General features: G+C 51.7%; 9 protein-coding genes. 7 read left to right on the top strand and 2 right to left on the bottom strand.

The window, feature by feature from the left end; genetic code table 11:
• Window positions 1-213 precede the first annotated feature (213 nt).
• Entirely contained in the window at window positions 214-2469 is a 2256-nt protein-coding gene (bglX, locus tag QWI17_RS01470; RefSeq protein WP_302720715.1) for a beta-glucosidase BglX, read from the bottom strand.
• Window positions 2470-2775: 306 nt separating this feature from the next.
• Between bglX and QWI17_RS01465 the strand changes: the two genes are divergently transcribed.
• Both QWI17_RS01465 and QWI17_RS01460 read left to right on the top strand, forming a co-directional pair.
• Window positions 2776-4485, top strand: coding sequence for a CRTAC1 family protein (locus QWI17_RS01465; RefSeq protein ID WP_302720714.1), 1710 nt, complete (start codon window positions 2776-2778; stop codon window positions 4483-4485).
• A 9-nt stretch (window positions 4486-4494) separates the two neighbouring features.
• Window positions 4495-6486 (top strand): vanadium-dependent haloperoxidase, encoded by a 1992-nt coding sequence (locus tag QWI17_RS01460; RefSeq protein WP_302720713.1) that lies wholly within the window; start codon window positions 4495-4497, stop codon window positions 6484-6486.
• 47 nt (window positions 6487-6533) lie between these two features.
• Here the strand turns inward: QWI17_RS01460 and QWI17_RS01455 are convergent, their stop codons facing one another.
• Entirely contained in the window at window positions 6534-8483 is a 1950-nt protein-coding gene (locus QWI17_RS01455) for a S9 family peptidase (RefSeq protein WP_302720712.1), read from the bottom strand.
• Window positions 8484-8612: 129 nt separating this feature from the next.
• Between QWI17_RS01455 and tilS the strand changes: the two genes are divergently transcribed.
• The 5 genes from tilS to QWI17_RS01430 all read left to right on the top strand — a co-directional run bounded on the left by tilS (window position 8613) and on the right by QWI17_RS01430 (window position 15081).
• Window positions 8613-10013, top strand: coding sequence for a tRNA lysidine(34) synthetase TilS (gene tilS / locus QWI17_RS01450; protein ID WP_302720711.1), 1401 nt, complete (start codon window positions 8613-8615; stop codon window positions 10011-10013).
• Window positions 10014-10226: 213 nt separating this feature from the next.
• Window positions 10227-11849, top strand: coding sequence for a CTP synthase (gene pyrG / locus QWI17_RS01445; protein ID WP_302720710.1), 1623 nt, complete (start codon window positions 10227-10229; stop codon window positions 11847-11849).
• Between the two features lie 55 nt (window positions 11850-11904).
• Window positions 11905-12756, top strand: a complete 852-nt coding sequence (gene kdsA, locus QWI17_RS01440; protein WP_302720709.1) for a 3-deoxy-8-phosphooctulonate synthase — start codon at window positions 11905-11907, stop codon at window positions 12754-12756.
• Between the two features lie 67 nt (window positions 12757-12823).
• The gene (eno, locus tag QWI17_RS01435) at window positions 12824-14113 is read left to right on the top strand and encodes a phosphopyruvate hydratase (protein WP_302720708.1); all 1290 of its coding nucleotides are present in this window, start codon (window positions 12824-12826) and stop codon (window positions 14111-14113) included.
• A gap of 485 nt (window positions 14114-14598) precedes the next feature.
• Window positions 14599-15081, top strand: coding sequence for a hypothetical protein (locus QWI17_RS01430; protein ID WP_302720707.1), 483 nt, complete (start codon window positions 14599-14601; stop codon window positions 15079-15081).
• The last annotated feature ends 172 nt before the right edge of the window (window positions 15082-15253 follow it).

Here is a 15253-nt window from a genome sequence, read left to right as displayed (position 1 = left end):
AGTAGATCGTTGCGCATTCATTGCGAGTTGTGAACCAAGACTGCCGGAAGTCATGGTGAAGAGGGGAGAATAAGCTTTAATGACACAGTGGTATGGGGTGAGGATAACAGCCGGTCTCAACCATACTTGATATAAGTGTATCCCCGACATGCGGGTGGAACCGGCGTGTCGGGGGTTTGTTAAACAAAAAGTTAGGTTGGTGGCGTCGTCAGTTTACTCGTAAACAATAAAGCGACCTTTTAAGCCTGATGTTGCATCCTTGGCAATCCACAATTCGAACTCTCCAGCCTCAGTGACTTTTTCCATTTTTTGGTTGTGGAATGCGAGTGCATCAGTGGATATTTCAAATTCAACGACCCGAGATTCACCCGGTGTAAGTGTTACGCGTTCAAAGCCTTTTAACTCTCGAATGGGGCGAGTACGTGATGCAACCAAATCCCTAATATACAGCTGAACTACCTCTGTGGTTTTTACTTTGCCAGTATTTTTGATGGTGGCACTGGCTTTAAGCGTCTCTCCCAAGGCGATGCGCGATTTAGCAATAGCGAGATTGGAATACTCAAATTCACTGTAGGTCAAGCCAAAACCAAAGGGGAACTCGGGCTCATGACCATAGTCTAGGTGGTTCGATGAGTTACCGGGACCGTGTTGGAATACGCCTAGTTCAATTTCACCAATGAGAGTGTAATTGTCATCAGTGGCCGGGCGCCCAGTTGCCATTCGATTGTAATAAATGGGAATTTGTCCTTCGCCCTTGGGCCAGGTAATGGGTAAGCGGCCCACAGGGGAATACTCTCCGTAAAGTACATCAACTAAAGCGGGGCCTGCCATAGTGCCAGGGTGCCATGCCATCATGATGGCATCGGATTGGCTGCGTACTTTGCCCAGCTCGATAGGACGGCCTGCCATAATAACGGTCACCAGAGGTTTCCCCGTTTCGCTTAAGGCTTTTACCAGCTCTTGTTGCGCCCCAGGCAATGCAATATCACCGCGGCTGTGCCCCTCACCCGATAAAATAGATTCTTCACCACCCACATACACGATAACGTCGGCTTGTTGTGCTGCCTCTACGGCTTTACCAAACCCTTTTGTCGATGTGTCGCGGCTGTATTCCAGTCCCTGAACAAAGGTAAACGAATCGGTTCCGCCAAGATGTTGTTCAAGTGCCGGTACTAAGGGCACTGAGTCTTTCTTGTTACCATTGTAAATCCATGTGCCCAATTGTTCATGGGGTACATTGGCCAACGGGCCGATTAATGCAATCTTGGTTTTTGGGGCAAGTGGCAATATCGAATTGTCATTTTTCAATAAAACAAAGCTTTCCCGCGCAGCTTCACGTGCAGCTTGTCGATGGTCATCGCTAAGGATAACCGCCTCGCGGTTGCCCCTCGGGTAAGGGTTCTCCCACAGGCCCAGGCGCATCTTGACCCGAAGCATATGACGGACCGCCTGGTCTAACTTCGCCTCGGTAAATTTTCCCTCTTTAATAAGCTGGGGCAGATGCTGCTGATAAGTATCGGTGTACATTTCAAAGTCAATGCCCGCGTTGGCACTCAGCTCGGCGGCATGTTTGGCGTCTCGGGCAAAGCCGTGAGGTAACATTTCCATGACCGCATTCCAGTCGCTGACCACAAATCCGTCAAACCCCCATTCGTCTCGCAAGATAGTTTTCAGTGCGTACTGATTGGCGGTAGCTGGAATGTCGTTCAGGGTGTTGTAAGAGCTCATGATGGTCATTAGCCCCGCGTCTACCGCTGCTTTGAATGGCGGTAGGAAGGTGTCGCGCAATCTCGCTTCAGGTATATAGGCGGCATTGTAGTCGCGCCCGGCTTCTGCTGCGCCATAACCAATAAAGTGTTTTGCCGAGGCCGCCATGGCATCGGGGCGGCTAGGGTCATCTGTTTGAAAGCCTTCGGTCATAGCGACCCCCAATATGGAGGCCAAAAAAGGGTCTTCTCCCAGAGTTTCTGCAATTCGGCCCCAGCGCGGGTCGTGGGATATGTCAATCATTGGGGCAAATGTCCAGCGAATGCCATCAGTTGTTGCTTCTTCGGCGGCGATGCGTGCGCCTTTTTTAACCAGCGCTGGGTTCCAGCTGGCCGCCTGGCCTAACGGTATGGGAAAAATGGTTTCGTAACCGTGAATGACATCCTGGCCAAAAATCAGCGGTATGCCCTGAGGGCTTTCTTCCACGGCGATTTTTTGCAGCTCGGCAAAAGCGTTGTCGTTAACGGAGGAGAAATTAACGTTCAAAAAACCGCCAACCTCGCCCTGGCGAATCTGTTCTTTAAGGGCCGGTATTTGTTCTGCACTGTAAGTGCCAAAATCACGCAGAGCGAGTTGTCCTACTTTTTGCTCAATGGTCATAGTCTCAAGCAGGGTGTCGATACGTTCTTCCACTGCGTCGGCACTCGCGAGTGGGGCGCCGAGGCACATTACTGGCAGGCAGTAAGTCAATAGCTTTTTCATAGGTGACTCCATTATTTGGTCACTTCGTTATTCGTGAGCAGCATTACGCTGAGTGAATGGCCACAAAATGGTGGCCAATCACCACTATAAAATCACCTTGTCTGTGTGTCGTACGAGCAGGTTACTTTTAAGGTCGAACCTGCAAAAAACCGATAAAGTTCGCGCCCCAAGCGTTTATTCGAACCCGCTCTGGCGAATAAAACCGAAGTGCGAACGTTTTTTCGCAGTGAAAGCGCTAACGTGATCGGGCAGAAGGTGTGATTCGGGTAGTTTTACTCAAAAATAATAATGTTTGAGGCTGATGAAATGTTTGTACAGCGATTTTTTCTGTGTTGTATTCCAGTTTTTTTGGCGGCTTGTGGTGGCGGGTCGACGAGTGGTTCCTCTCTGGCGGGCTCTGATCATTCGTCTGCAGGCTCAACCTCTGCCCCGTCTAAGTTATTTGTCGATCGTACGAACGAAACTGGCATAGAGTTTCTCGCCGGTTATAAAACCTCGAAAGGTGTTAGCGATATTATGAAATATTGCGGCGGCGTCGCTTCGGGTGATGTGAATAACGACGGTCTGGTGGATTTGTTCTTTATCAAAGGGGATATAGATCAACCCAGCTTGTATTTAAATAATGGCGATAATCGTTATCGTGAGGCGACTGATAACTGGGGTATTGATATTGAGGATCATAAGGGTTGTGGCCCGGCCTTTGCGGATGTGAATGGTGATGATCGGCTGGATATATTTATTGGCGGTATCGATGGGGACCCAAGTTATTTATGGCTCCAGCAGCAGGATAACCAAGGCAAATGGCATTTTATAGATAAAACCCAAGAGTACGGATTGGCGGATATGGTTTCTCCCAACACCATTTCGGCCTCTTTTGGTGATTACGATGGTGATGGCTGGCTTGACCTATTTTTAGGACACTGGGGAACCCCTGAGTCGGCCCCCAAAGAGCATTTATGGCGCAATCTGGGGGGCGAGCGTTTTGAAAATACCACTGTAGAGGCTGGGCTGGCGGAACATATGGTATTACAGCCCAATAATACGGCGGTATTGGGCGCCGGGGTGGATTACAGTTTTTCCGGAGCGTTTAGTGATATTAACAATGACCGCTGCCCGGATTTACTGGTAATCGGTGACTTTACAACCTCGCAAGTGTTTCTCAATCGCTGCGATGGTGTCTATCAAAAGTATGCCTCTGATGAAATCGACATCAATAATGGCATGGGCGGTACGACGGGGGATCTGGATAACGATGGTGATCTGGATTGGTTTGTCAGTGGTATAGCCACCGCGTCGGGGCAAGGCAATCGCTTGTATCTAAACAATCATCTCTCCTCCCAAGGTGCAGAGCAAATGTTTACCGATGTTAGCCAGAAAAAAGGGGTGGTAGACGGTGGCTGGGGTTGGGGAGCCTGCTTTGCCGATTTTGATAATAACGGCTTGCTGGATATTTTTCATGTTAACGGTTGGCAGGCGGGGCTGTTTGGGGCCAGTTATGCCGACGATCGATCGCGGTTGTATATGGCCGAGGTTAACGCCGGTGACAATACCCTTTACTACCGTGAACAGGCCTTAGTTGCCGGCATTACCGATCGTACCCAAGGCCGAGGTGTGGTGTGTTTTGATTCGGACAATGACGGCGATGTGGATATTATTACCGCCAACGGTATTTTTGATGAGGGCTTAACACCGTTCAAGTTTTATCAAAATACACACGCAGACGACCATTCAAACGCTTCGACTCAGTTGCGTATTCAACTGCTGGGTTCCCACCCGAACACTGCCGCCATCGGCAGCAAGATCAAAATCGTATCATCGCAAGCGACACAAATGCGAGAAGTCACGGCAAACAGTAATTTCGTCTCCAATAATCCGGCGATTCAATACGTGGGGTTTGCTCCGGGCGATACGATCGAGTCTATTGAGGTGCGCTGGCAGGATGGCCGCATTAGCCTGCACCAAGGCCCTTTTTCCAAAGCGCACCTAACGATTAGTCACCCGGACCGAAATTTTTGAGGTTAAACCATGAGAATAACAACAGTCCCACTATTATTGGTCGCCATCGTCTGTGTCTTTGTATCGTCGTGTGGCGGCGGGCAAGGGGAGCCGGACTCGGTGTCTCCGCCGGCTATGGGCCCCGATAAAAGTAAGCCCTTGGCCGATGTTCAGTCGCCTTCAGTGGCCCGGAGGTGGAATGAGGTTCTGCTGGAGGCTATACGCAACGATTATGCGCGCCCGACCTCCCATTCGCGCAACCTATTTCATTTATCCGCGGCCATGTATGATGCCTGGGCCGCCTACTCAACTCAAGAAAGTGCATATTTGCTGGGGCAAACCTTAAATGGTTTTTCCTGTCCTTTCGCCCGCGATGCGTTTCAACAATACAGTGTAGAAGCGCGCGAAGCGACGATAAGTTATGCAGCTTATCGACTGATTACCCACCGGTTCTCCAATTCACCCAGTGTGGCTTATACCTTGCTGCAATCAAATGAGCTGATGGAAGCTCTGGGGCTGAACCCAGCGCTGGTCGCCTCCAGTGCCGAGGGCAATGCGGCCGAGCTGGGTAATTATATTGCCGACTGTTATATTCGCTACGGCCTGCAAGACGGCTCCAATGAAGCAAACAGTTATCAAAGCCGCTACTACCAACCGGTTAATCCTCCCATCGCTCCCGCTGAGCCCGGCAACCCAGAGATAAAAGACCTGGGCCGATGGCAGGCCATTGAGCTGGAAACCTCTATTGATCAAGCGGGCAATCAGGTATCTGCAGTGCCCGAATTTATTGGAGCGGAGTGGGGCGATGTGTTGCCTTTTGCGCTTACCGAAGCGGACCGGGAGCACCACCAGCGCGATGGCAATCAGTTTACCGTTTATCTCGATCCGGGCGAGCCGCCCTATCCCAATAGTCACTACCGGGATATTTATCAGCGCACTTTTGCTTTGGTTGCTATTTGGGGCTCTCACCTGGATCCGCAACAAACGCCCATTATCGATATTTCTCCCGCGGCTTTGGGCAACTTGGATATCGCCGACTTCCCCCGTGAGTTTAGCGAATATGATCAGTTTTACGCACTGTTTGATGGCGGCGACCCGGGTAGGGGGCACGCTATAAACCCTTTCACGGGAGAGCCCTACGAGCCTCAGAGTGTGTCGCTGGGCGACTATACGCGGGTGTTGGCGGAGTTCTGGGCCGATGGCCCCGAATCTGAAACGCCACCGGGGCACTGGTTTGTCATTCTGAATCATGTGGTGGACCACCCCGAGTTCGAGCGCCAACTGTGGGGCTCAGAACAGGTGGGACCGCTCGAGTGGGATATTAAGGCTTATTTTAGTTTGGGGGGCGCTATGCATGATTCGGCGGTAGCGGCCTGGAGCAACAAAGGTTGGTACGATTTCGTTCGACCCGTATCGGCCATACGGGCCATGGCGGATTTGGGGCAATCCACTGATCCGGATGCGGCATCCTACCACCCCGATGGCCTGCCTTTGTACGAGGGTTATATCGAATTGGTGCAAGCGGGCGACCCACTTGCTGACGGCAAGCCTGAGAATATCGGGAAAATAAAACTCTACTCTTGGCGCGGGCCAGAAACTATTGAATCGCCACAAACCGATGTGGCAGGTGTCGGATGGATTTTGGCTGAAAACTGGTGGCCCTATCAACGCCCGACTTTTGTCACCCCGCCCTTTGCCGGATATGTATCGGGCCACTCTACCTTTTCACGTGCCGCGGCTGATGTGTTAACAGCGATTACCGGCAGTGAGTACTTCCCCGGCGGTATGGGCGAATTTTTGGCACCTAAAGATGAATTTTTGGTGTTTGAGCAAGGGCCTAGCACCGATGTTATTTTGCAGTGGGCGACCTATCGAGACGCTTCGGACCAATGTAGCCTATCGCGAATTTGGGGTGGCATTCATCCGCCGGTGGATGATTTGAGGGGGCGAATAATCGGGGCAAGGGTAGCACGGCAGGCTTTGTATCGGGTTCAGCAACTATTTCATGGCAACCAGCCTTGATGATCAATTGAGAAAGATTTCACCAATCTGGTCGCCACCGTCCCAGGTTATGAGTGCTCGTTTAGATTGAGTTGCGTGACATAGAAATTCAGTTCACGCTCAAACGCAGTCTCAATAGCGTCGGCGCTGCGAAAGCCGTGACCTTCATCGGCGAAGGTGACGTATTCGGTGGCGATGCCTTTTTGCTTTAACGCCTCCACCATTTTTTCAGCTTGTGCTGGAGGTACAACTTTGTCTTTCAAGCCCTGTAAAAATATCACCGGGCAGGTTAGTTTCTCAATATTATGAATGGGCGAACGCTCATCATAAGTATTTTTTTGTTCGGGGTAGGGGCCCACCAGTGAATCTAAATAGCGCGATTCAAATTTGTGCGTATCCTCGGCCAGAGCCGATAAATCTCCGATGCCGTACAAGCTGGCACCTACGCAGAAGGTATCGGTAAAGGTCAGCGCGGCCAGTACTGTGTAGCCGCCGGCGCTGGAGCCACGAATAATCAATTTGTTATGGTCGACTAAACCTTGTTGCACTAAATGTTGAGCGCCGCTGGCCACATCAATCACATCGGTCACGCCCCACTGACTTTTTAAGCGGTCTCGATAGGGGCGGCCGTAGCCGGTACTGCCGCGGTAATTCACATCGAGTACCGCAAAGCCTCGCGACGTCCAGTATTGAACTTTGTAACTCAGCGCAGCGCTGGTTGCACCCGTTGGCCCGCCGTGGCAAATAACCAACAGCGGTGGTTTGCTGCTTTGTGGGCCACAATACTCGGCACTGACGGGTGGGTAGTAAAAGCCGTGGCAATGTTCGCCATCTGTGGTGGGAAACTCAATGGCCTCGGCATCGCTAAAGTAACTGGCGTCGACTAGATCCGCCTGTGACCGGCGCAGCATCTGCATAGGGGGCGCCGCTTTATGGCCTATAGACTGACTTAGCAAGTGGTAAAGGGTGCTGGTACGCGTGCTGCTGGCACCCAGAAAAACCACATGATCGGCGTTAGCGGCAATGCCGCTGATGTCGGTTAATGGTGTTGCCAGCGCGCTGAATTTAAAGCCGCGATTGGTCTTGTTACGGGTGACATAGCCCAAAGACCACTGGCCGTTTTGGCTAAAGCAACAAATGATTTTGTCGTCGTCGATAAAACTGTAGGTCGACATACCAAACACCCACTGCGGCGTGGCAAACTCCGCCTCCATGGCGACAATGCAGCGGCCTTTATGGCCGTCGTAGCGGTATAGGTTCCACCAATCGCTGACATCACTGATATAAAAGATATCGCCTTGTGGGCTCCATTGCGGCTGAAAAATGGATTCGCCGTTACCGCCGGCAATCAGGCTGGGCGTGTCGATATTTCCGTCATTGTCAAAATTGGCGCACAGCAACTGTGTACTGTCCCAAGGCATATTGGGGTGTGCCCACGACAGCCATAGCAGCGACTGCCCGTTGGGGCTAATGCGAGGGTTACTGTAAAAATCAGCGCCGCCGACCAAAACGCTTGGCTCGTGCTCACCGGTTATGTCGATGGCAACAATTTCTGCTCGCTCTTCATCACTGCCACTGTGGTCTTCGCGTACGGCAATAAGTTTTTGTCGGCTTTTATCAAGGCAAAAATCTGCGTAGCGGTAGGGGTCTTCGCTGGTCAGGGCGATGGGGGTCAACGAGTGGCCTTGGCGCAATGGGATTTTGTAAACACAGCCGTCGCTATCGAAAACGGCGAATACCGCGTCTTCGGTCGCAAAAAAAGCGCCGCCGCCGTATTCGTGAGCGCGTGTGCGAACACTGATACTGGCGTCGAGCAGTTCGCGCGCATCACTGCCCAGTCGTTGTTGCATCAATACGCTGCGCCCACCTTCATCCGCGCGTGACTCTAACCAGTAAACCATTTCGCCGCACACTTGAGGGTCAGATAAACGCAGAGCGTTATTGGTAAGTGTGTTGGCGGTAATAGGCGAGGGCCAGGTGCCGAACGGGGCTGTCTGCAGGCTGTTGTTTTTACTCATAAATCCCAAATGCGTAGTTACGTAAAGGCCCCAAACACTACCCATTGTCTGGCCTTGGCGCAAGAGCGGGGCCGATGTTTTACTTAGCTCCCCTTGCCGGGCCAATTGTCGCTGGGGTTTAATGCAAGCATGACCCAACAAACCGTGAATCACATTCAGCAACTACTTATTGAGGCTTTGCCCGCGAACAGCGCCGGCCGCTGGCTGGTGGGCCTTAGTGGCGGGCTGGATTCCACGGTGTTGCTGCACGCCTTAACAGAGGTGGCCGGCTCAGTGCCCATTGTTGCTGTGCACATTAATCATGGCCTTTCGGTGAATGCCGATGAATGGCAGCGCCATTGCGAGTCCGTGTGCCGGGAGCTTGGGGTTGAGTTGCTTGTGGAGCGGGTCAATATCGCAGGCGAGGGCGCTATTGAAGAGCGCGCCCGTAAGGCGAGACTTAAGGTTTTTCAAGGAGTTATGAGCGAGGGTGACATCTTACTGCTTGCGCACCACCGCCAAGATCAAGCCGAAACGGTGCTGTTCCGCTTGTTGCGCGGGGCTGGTGTTACCGGTTTAGGCGGCATTCGCGCGCAGCGCTCTTTTGCGGGTGGTTCTATTGTTCGGCCGCTCCTGGCGGCAGGGCGCCCGGATCTTGAAGCCTATGCCCGCGCGCAAAAGCTTGCCTGGGTAGAGGATGAATCCAACACCGACACCGCCTTTGACCGCAACTTCTTGCGGCGCGATATATTGCCGAAGTTGCGCACTCGTTGGCCCGAGGCCGATGACAATGTGGCGCGGGCGGCGCGTCACTGCAGCGAGGCCGATGCATTATTGCAAGAACTCGCCGAGCTAGATTTAGCCACTATGGCCGAGCGCGCGGAGCCGATGGGTTTCTCTCTGGATTTAGTCGCGCTTAGTCAGTTGAGTGTCGCCAGGCAGCGCAACTTACTGCGCTATTGGTTACAACAGAGATTCGCCGAAACCGCCGGTTATCAGTTGTTGGCCGATATTGAAACGCAATTAATAGTAGGAAATAGCCCCGAATCTCAGGTGCAGGGCAAGCGCACATTGTTGCGTCAGTTTCAGGGGCGTTTGTACGGTTTGAGTTTGGCCGTGCACTGGGCGCCTGGGCCCGGTGAGTTGAGCCTGCAATGGTCTGAGCCCGCCGGTTCACTGGCGCTGCCGGGTGACGACTGGCTCTGCTGGCAGAATTATACGGTTGGTGAGCCGCTCGAAGTGTCGAGTTCTGTAGGTTGGGGGCGGGCACTTGCACGTCAACACCTGGAGCGAGCGGTTATGGTTAATTGGCGCAGCGGTTCCGAGCGTTGTCAGCCCGCCGGTCGGCGACACTCGCAAACCTTAAAAAGGCTGCTGCAGGAGTACCAGTTACCACCTTGGCTGCGGGCAAGGTTGCCGTTGGTCTATATCGACAACGAATTGGCGGCGGTGGCGAACTTATGGGTGTGCGAAGCCTTTGCCGCTAACCCGGGTGACGAGGCTGTAATATTACAGTGGCAATTCCCCCAAAGCGGTGCGGCGAGTGGCTAATACGCGCATTTGTGATTGAGCCTTGGCCGGCTTTCTGGTATTCTGGCGCCCCATCTACGGACCTATAACGCAGGTCCTAACAGCACCTTCAATTTTGCCTGTGAGCTGCCTTCCTTTGAGGCGCCTAATGCAACGGATGTGCTTTGAGTGTGTTGGCTACGGCCGCCGCTCTCCCTACGATTTCTCTAACGCTTAAGCTCTACAAGGCTATACATGACGCGATATATTTTCGTTACCGGTGGTGTGGTTTCGTCGCTGGGTAAAGGCATTGCCTCGGCCTCGCTGGCCGCTATCCTGGAATCCCGTGGCGTAGCCGTCACGATCATGAAACTCGATCCTTACATTAATGTGGATCCGGGCACCATGAGCCCATTTCAACACGGTGAGGTTTACGTCACCCAAGATGGTGCAGAAACCGACCTCGACCTCGGTCATTACGAGCGCTTTATTCGCAACAAAATGACGCGCCGCAACAACTTCACCACGGGCCGCGTTTACGAGACGGTATTGCGCAAAGAGCGCCGCGGTGACTATTTGGGTGGCACCGTTCAGGTGATTCCACACATCACCGACGAAATTAAGCGCCGTATTCTTGAAGGTGGCCGCGACGTCGATGTAGCGCTGGTAGAAATTGGCGGTACGGTGGGTGACATCGAGTCCCAGCCCTTCCTGGAGGCGGTGCGCCAGCTTAAAGTTGAGCTAGGCCCACAACACGCCATGTTGGTTCACCTAACCCTGGTGCCTTACATTGCCACCGCCGGTGAAACCAAAACCAAGCCAACGCAGCACTCGGTAAAAGAGTTGCGCTCTATCGGCCTACAGCCTGAAGTGCTGCTGTGCCGCTCGGAAGTTTCAATCGACGACGATTCACGCCGCAAAATCGCACTGTTCACCAACGTGCCTGAAAAAGCCGTCGTGCCCGTGCCGGATGCCAACACCATTTATGCCATTCCACGTTTACTACACGAGTTCGGTCTGGACCAAATTGTGGTGGATTATCTCAACCTTGAGTGTGGCCCCGCCGATTTGTCCGAGTGGGACGCGGTGGTTGACGGCAAGCTAAACCCCGAGCACGAAATTACCGTGGCGATGGTTGGCAAGTACATGGAGCTTCTGGATGCCTATAAGTCTCTCAATGAAGCGCTAAGCCACGCTGGTATTCACACCCGTACCCGGGTGAAAATTGACTACATTGATGCCGAGCGCATTGAGCAAGAAGGCGTGGATATCTTAAAAACCGCCGATGCTATTCTAGTACCCGGTGGTTTTGGCAATCGCGGCGTAGAAGGTAAGCTGGCTGCCGTGCGTTATGCCCGCGAAAATAAAGTCCCTTATCTGGGTATTTGTCTGGGAATGCAGTCGGTGGTTATTGAGTTTGCGCGCAATGTGGTAGGCCTGAAAGACGCCAACAGCACCGAATTTGACCGCCAGTGCAAAGACCCTGTCATCGGCCTGATTACCGAGTGGACCGACGAAAGTGGTCGGGTAGAAAAACGCGATGAGCAGTCCGATTTGGGGGGCACCATGCGCCTGGGCGCACAGGAGTGCCGCCTGGTAAAAGAATCCAAAGCCCGGGAAATATATGGTCAGGATGTGATTGTTGAACGTCACCGTCACCGCTACGAAGTGAACAACAACTACGTTGATCAGCTCCAGCAAGCCGGTTTAAAAATTGGCGGATGGTCATCCGATGACACCTTGGTGGAAGTGGTTGAGATTGTCGATCACCCCTGGTTCGTGGCGTGTCAGTTCCACCCCGAGTTTACCTCGACCCCGCGCGATGGCCACCCGTTGTTTACCAGCTTTGTAGCGGCAACGTTAAAAACCAAAGGCTAATGACTTTCACCCGGCACGCTTCGCGCGTGGCCGGGTTTTATTTTAAGGAATCTATGTGACTGATAAAACTGTTCGTGTTGGTGAAATTAATATCGCCAACAACCTACCGTTTGTATTGTTTGGCGGCATGAACGTGCTGGAATCTCGCGATTTGGCACTGCGCACGGCTGAAGCCTATGCCGAAGTGACGCAAAAGCTGGGCATTCCCTACGTTTTTAAAGCCTCATTTGATAAAGCCAACCGCTCTTCTATCCACTCTTTTCGTGGCCCGGGCATGGAAGAAGGCTTAAAAATTTTCCAGGAAATTAAAAGCACTTTTAAAGTACCGGTCATCACCGATGTTCACGAGATTTTTCAGTGTGCACCGGTCGCTGAAGTGGCGGACATCATTCAACTGCCGGCCTTTCTCGCTCGCCAAACAGACTTAGTGCAGGCTATGGCCAAAACCGGCGCTGTGATCAATATTAAAAAGCCGCAATTTCTCAGCCCGGGGCAAATGAAAAATATTTGTGAAAAATTCCGCGAGTGCGGCAATGACAACCTTATTTTGTGTGACCGTGGCAGCAACTTTGGTTACGACAACCTCGTGGTCGATATGCTGGGCTTCTCGACCATGAAAGATGTCAGTGGCGGCGCACCGGTGATTTTCGATGTGACCCACTCATTACAGTGTCGCGACCCAATGGGCGCGGCGTCTGGTGGTCGTCGTCATCAGGTGGCAGAGCTGGGCCGTGCCGGCATGGCTGTGGGTTTGGCAGGGCTGTTTCTCGAGGCTCACCCAGACCCGGACAATGCCAAGTGCGATGGGCCCAGCGCCTTGCCGCTCGATAAATTAGAACCATTTTTAGCTCAAATGAAAGCAATTGATGACACAGTAAAGGCATTGCCGGTACTGGACATTGACTGATTTTTAGCAATACCGATTTTTAACACCTGACCTTATATTTGAAACGACAATTGGAGCACTTATCCCAATGAGCAAGATAGCTGATATCAAAGCCTTTGAAGTACTGGACAGCCGCGGTAACCCTACCGTAAGCGCCGAAGTGATTCTCGAATCCGGTGCCGTAGGTTCTGCCTGCGCGCCTTCCGGTGCCTCTACTGGTTCTCGTGAAGCCCTCGAGTTGCGTGACGGCGATAAGTCTCGCTACCTGGGTAAAGGCGTTTTGAAAGCCGTTGCCAACATCAACGACACCATTAAGCCAATTTTGGTGGGTATGGATGCGACCGATCAGCGCGCGCTGGACAACGCCATGCTCGAAGCTGATGGCACTGAGAACAAATCAAAGTTGGGTGCTAACGCAATTTTGGCTGTGTCTCTGGCCGCTGCTAAAGCTGCTGCCATCGCCAAAGGCGTGCCGCTATACGCACACATCGCCGATATTAACGGCACTCCAGGCAAGTACTCTATGCCAGTACCAATGATGAACATCATCAACGGTGGTGAGCACGCCGACAACAACGTCGACATTCAAGAGTTTATGGTTCAGCCTGTAGGCGCCAAAACTTTTGCCGAAGCGCTGCAAACCGGTGCAGAAATTTTCCACGCTCTGAAAAAAGTTCTGACCGAAAAAGGCCTGAACACCGCCGTTGGTGATGAAGGTGGTTTTGCACCTAACCTGCCGTCTAACGAAGAAGCACTGGCGGTTATCGGTACTGCCGTTGCTAACGCCGGCTACAAGTTGGGCGAAGACGTGACTCTGGCTCTGGATTGTGCGGCGTCTGAATTTTACAAAGATGGCGAGTACAACCTATCTGGCGAAGGTAAAACCTTTAACGCCGAAGGCTTCAGCGACTACCTGGCTGAGCTGACCAACAAGTACCCAATCATTTCTATCGAAGATGGCCTGGACGAAAGCGACTGGGAAGGCTGGGCGTACCAAACCAAAATCTTGGGCGACAAAATTCAGCTGGTGGGCGACGACTTGTTCGTAACCAACACCAAGATTTTGAAAGAAGGCATCGACAAAAGCATCGCCAACTCGATTTTGATTAAATTCAACCAAATCGGTTCGCTGTCTGAAACTCTGGACGCAATTAAAATGGCGCAAGACGCCGGTTACACCGCCGTTATCTCGCACCGTTCAGGTGAAACCGAAGACACCACCATTGCTGATTTGGCTGTTGCAACGGCTGCCGGTCAAATCAAAACCGGTTCACTGTGTCGCTCAGACCGCGTATCTAAGTACAACCGTCTGCTGCGCATCGAAGCCGAGCTGAATGGCACCGCGCCTTATAAAGGTCGTGCTGAATTTAAAGCGTAAGTCGTTTTAAATTATAGGTAAACGTTTTTGGCGTATGCCTACTGAGAGAGCCCCGTTTCTGATTTTTCAGGGCGGGGTTTTTTTGCTTTTGATGTTTTGGGTTGGGTGCCGCGAAGGAGGGCTTTGGTTTATATGCCCGTGTCGCCGGGCATGGCGAGTTACTTTTCGTGGCACGGCGAAAAGTAACCCGTCGCTCCTGCGCGCAGCCCAGGCTGGCCTCTCTGTTGCTCCGCAACATTCACCTTCTCCATGCGCGATTAACCCACAAAATCGCTTTACATTAGGCTGGATGAGATGGGGGAGGGGGCTTCGTAGTGAAGAATAGATTTTTCGTCAGACTTCCGACATTAAGCGTTATTTCCATTGGTCGATAAAAGCTCGATTTTGCGCTATTATTCTGACGGAGTCGCATATTTATCAGACAGGAAGTCGTTACCAAATGACCACTTCTTCATTCTTTGTTGAGAATCGTTGGGAGAAAATAATTGTACGAAAAATGGAATGCTGTTCGCTGGAGTACTCAGCTGTCTGACATCAGAAGTCTCCAGATGGTTACATTAGTTGATGACGGTCAACTAACAATAACTGTTGAAGACCTAAGGAGTCCAGCAAGAAAACGCTGGAGTATAATATTTGAAAAAGCTCCTATCTATCAGAATATTTTAGAGGAGTTTAGATTTGAGCTATGGCATAAGTTAAATATCATTGAAAATGATTTAGGCTTTACTTTAAAGTACCCTGATTCAGTATGGCATAAAATGATAGGAGAGAAAGAGCCGTTATTGGACGACTATTACCCCAATATGCAGCATTTTCAAATCGTAACAGAAGATGATGTCATTGATGTTTTATCAGAAAAAGAGCCCGCTATAGTGGAAATTGAACCGGCGGCTTCTGGTGAACCAGCCCCTGGTAAATCAATTATCCACTACAGAGAAAAGAATCGCGAAGAAGATATAAAAGACTGATAGTGAAAAAGAGGCGGTTGGGTGAGGCAAATGGCTCCGTGTGACCTAATAGTTGGTGCTGCACGCTATGGTTACTACTAGTAAGAGAGGTTCGTTGGTGAATTGGCGTCTACATGTTTGGTTCTTTATAAACGCTATGGTTTTGTTGGGTGTATATTTATACCCGAGTTTG

This window comes from Gilvimarinus gilvus (assembly GCF_030518155.1).
Taxonomy (GTDB): Bacteria; Pseudomonadota; Gammaproteobacteria; order Pseudomonadales; family Cellvibrionaceae; genus Gilvimarinus; species Gilvimarinus gilvus.
This window is presented reverse-complemented; position numbering and strand designations above follow the sequence as displayed.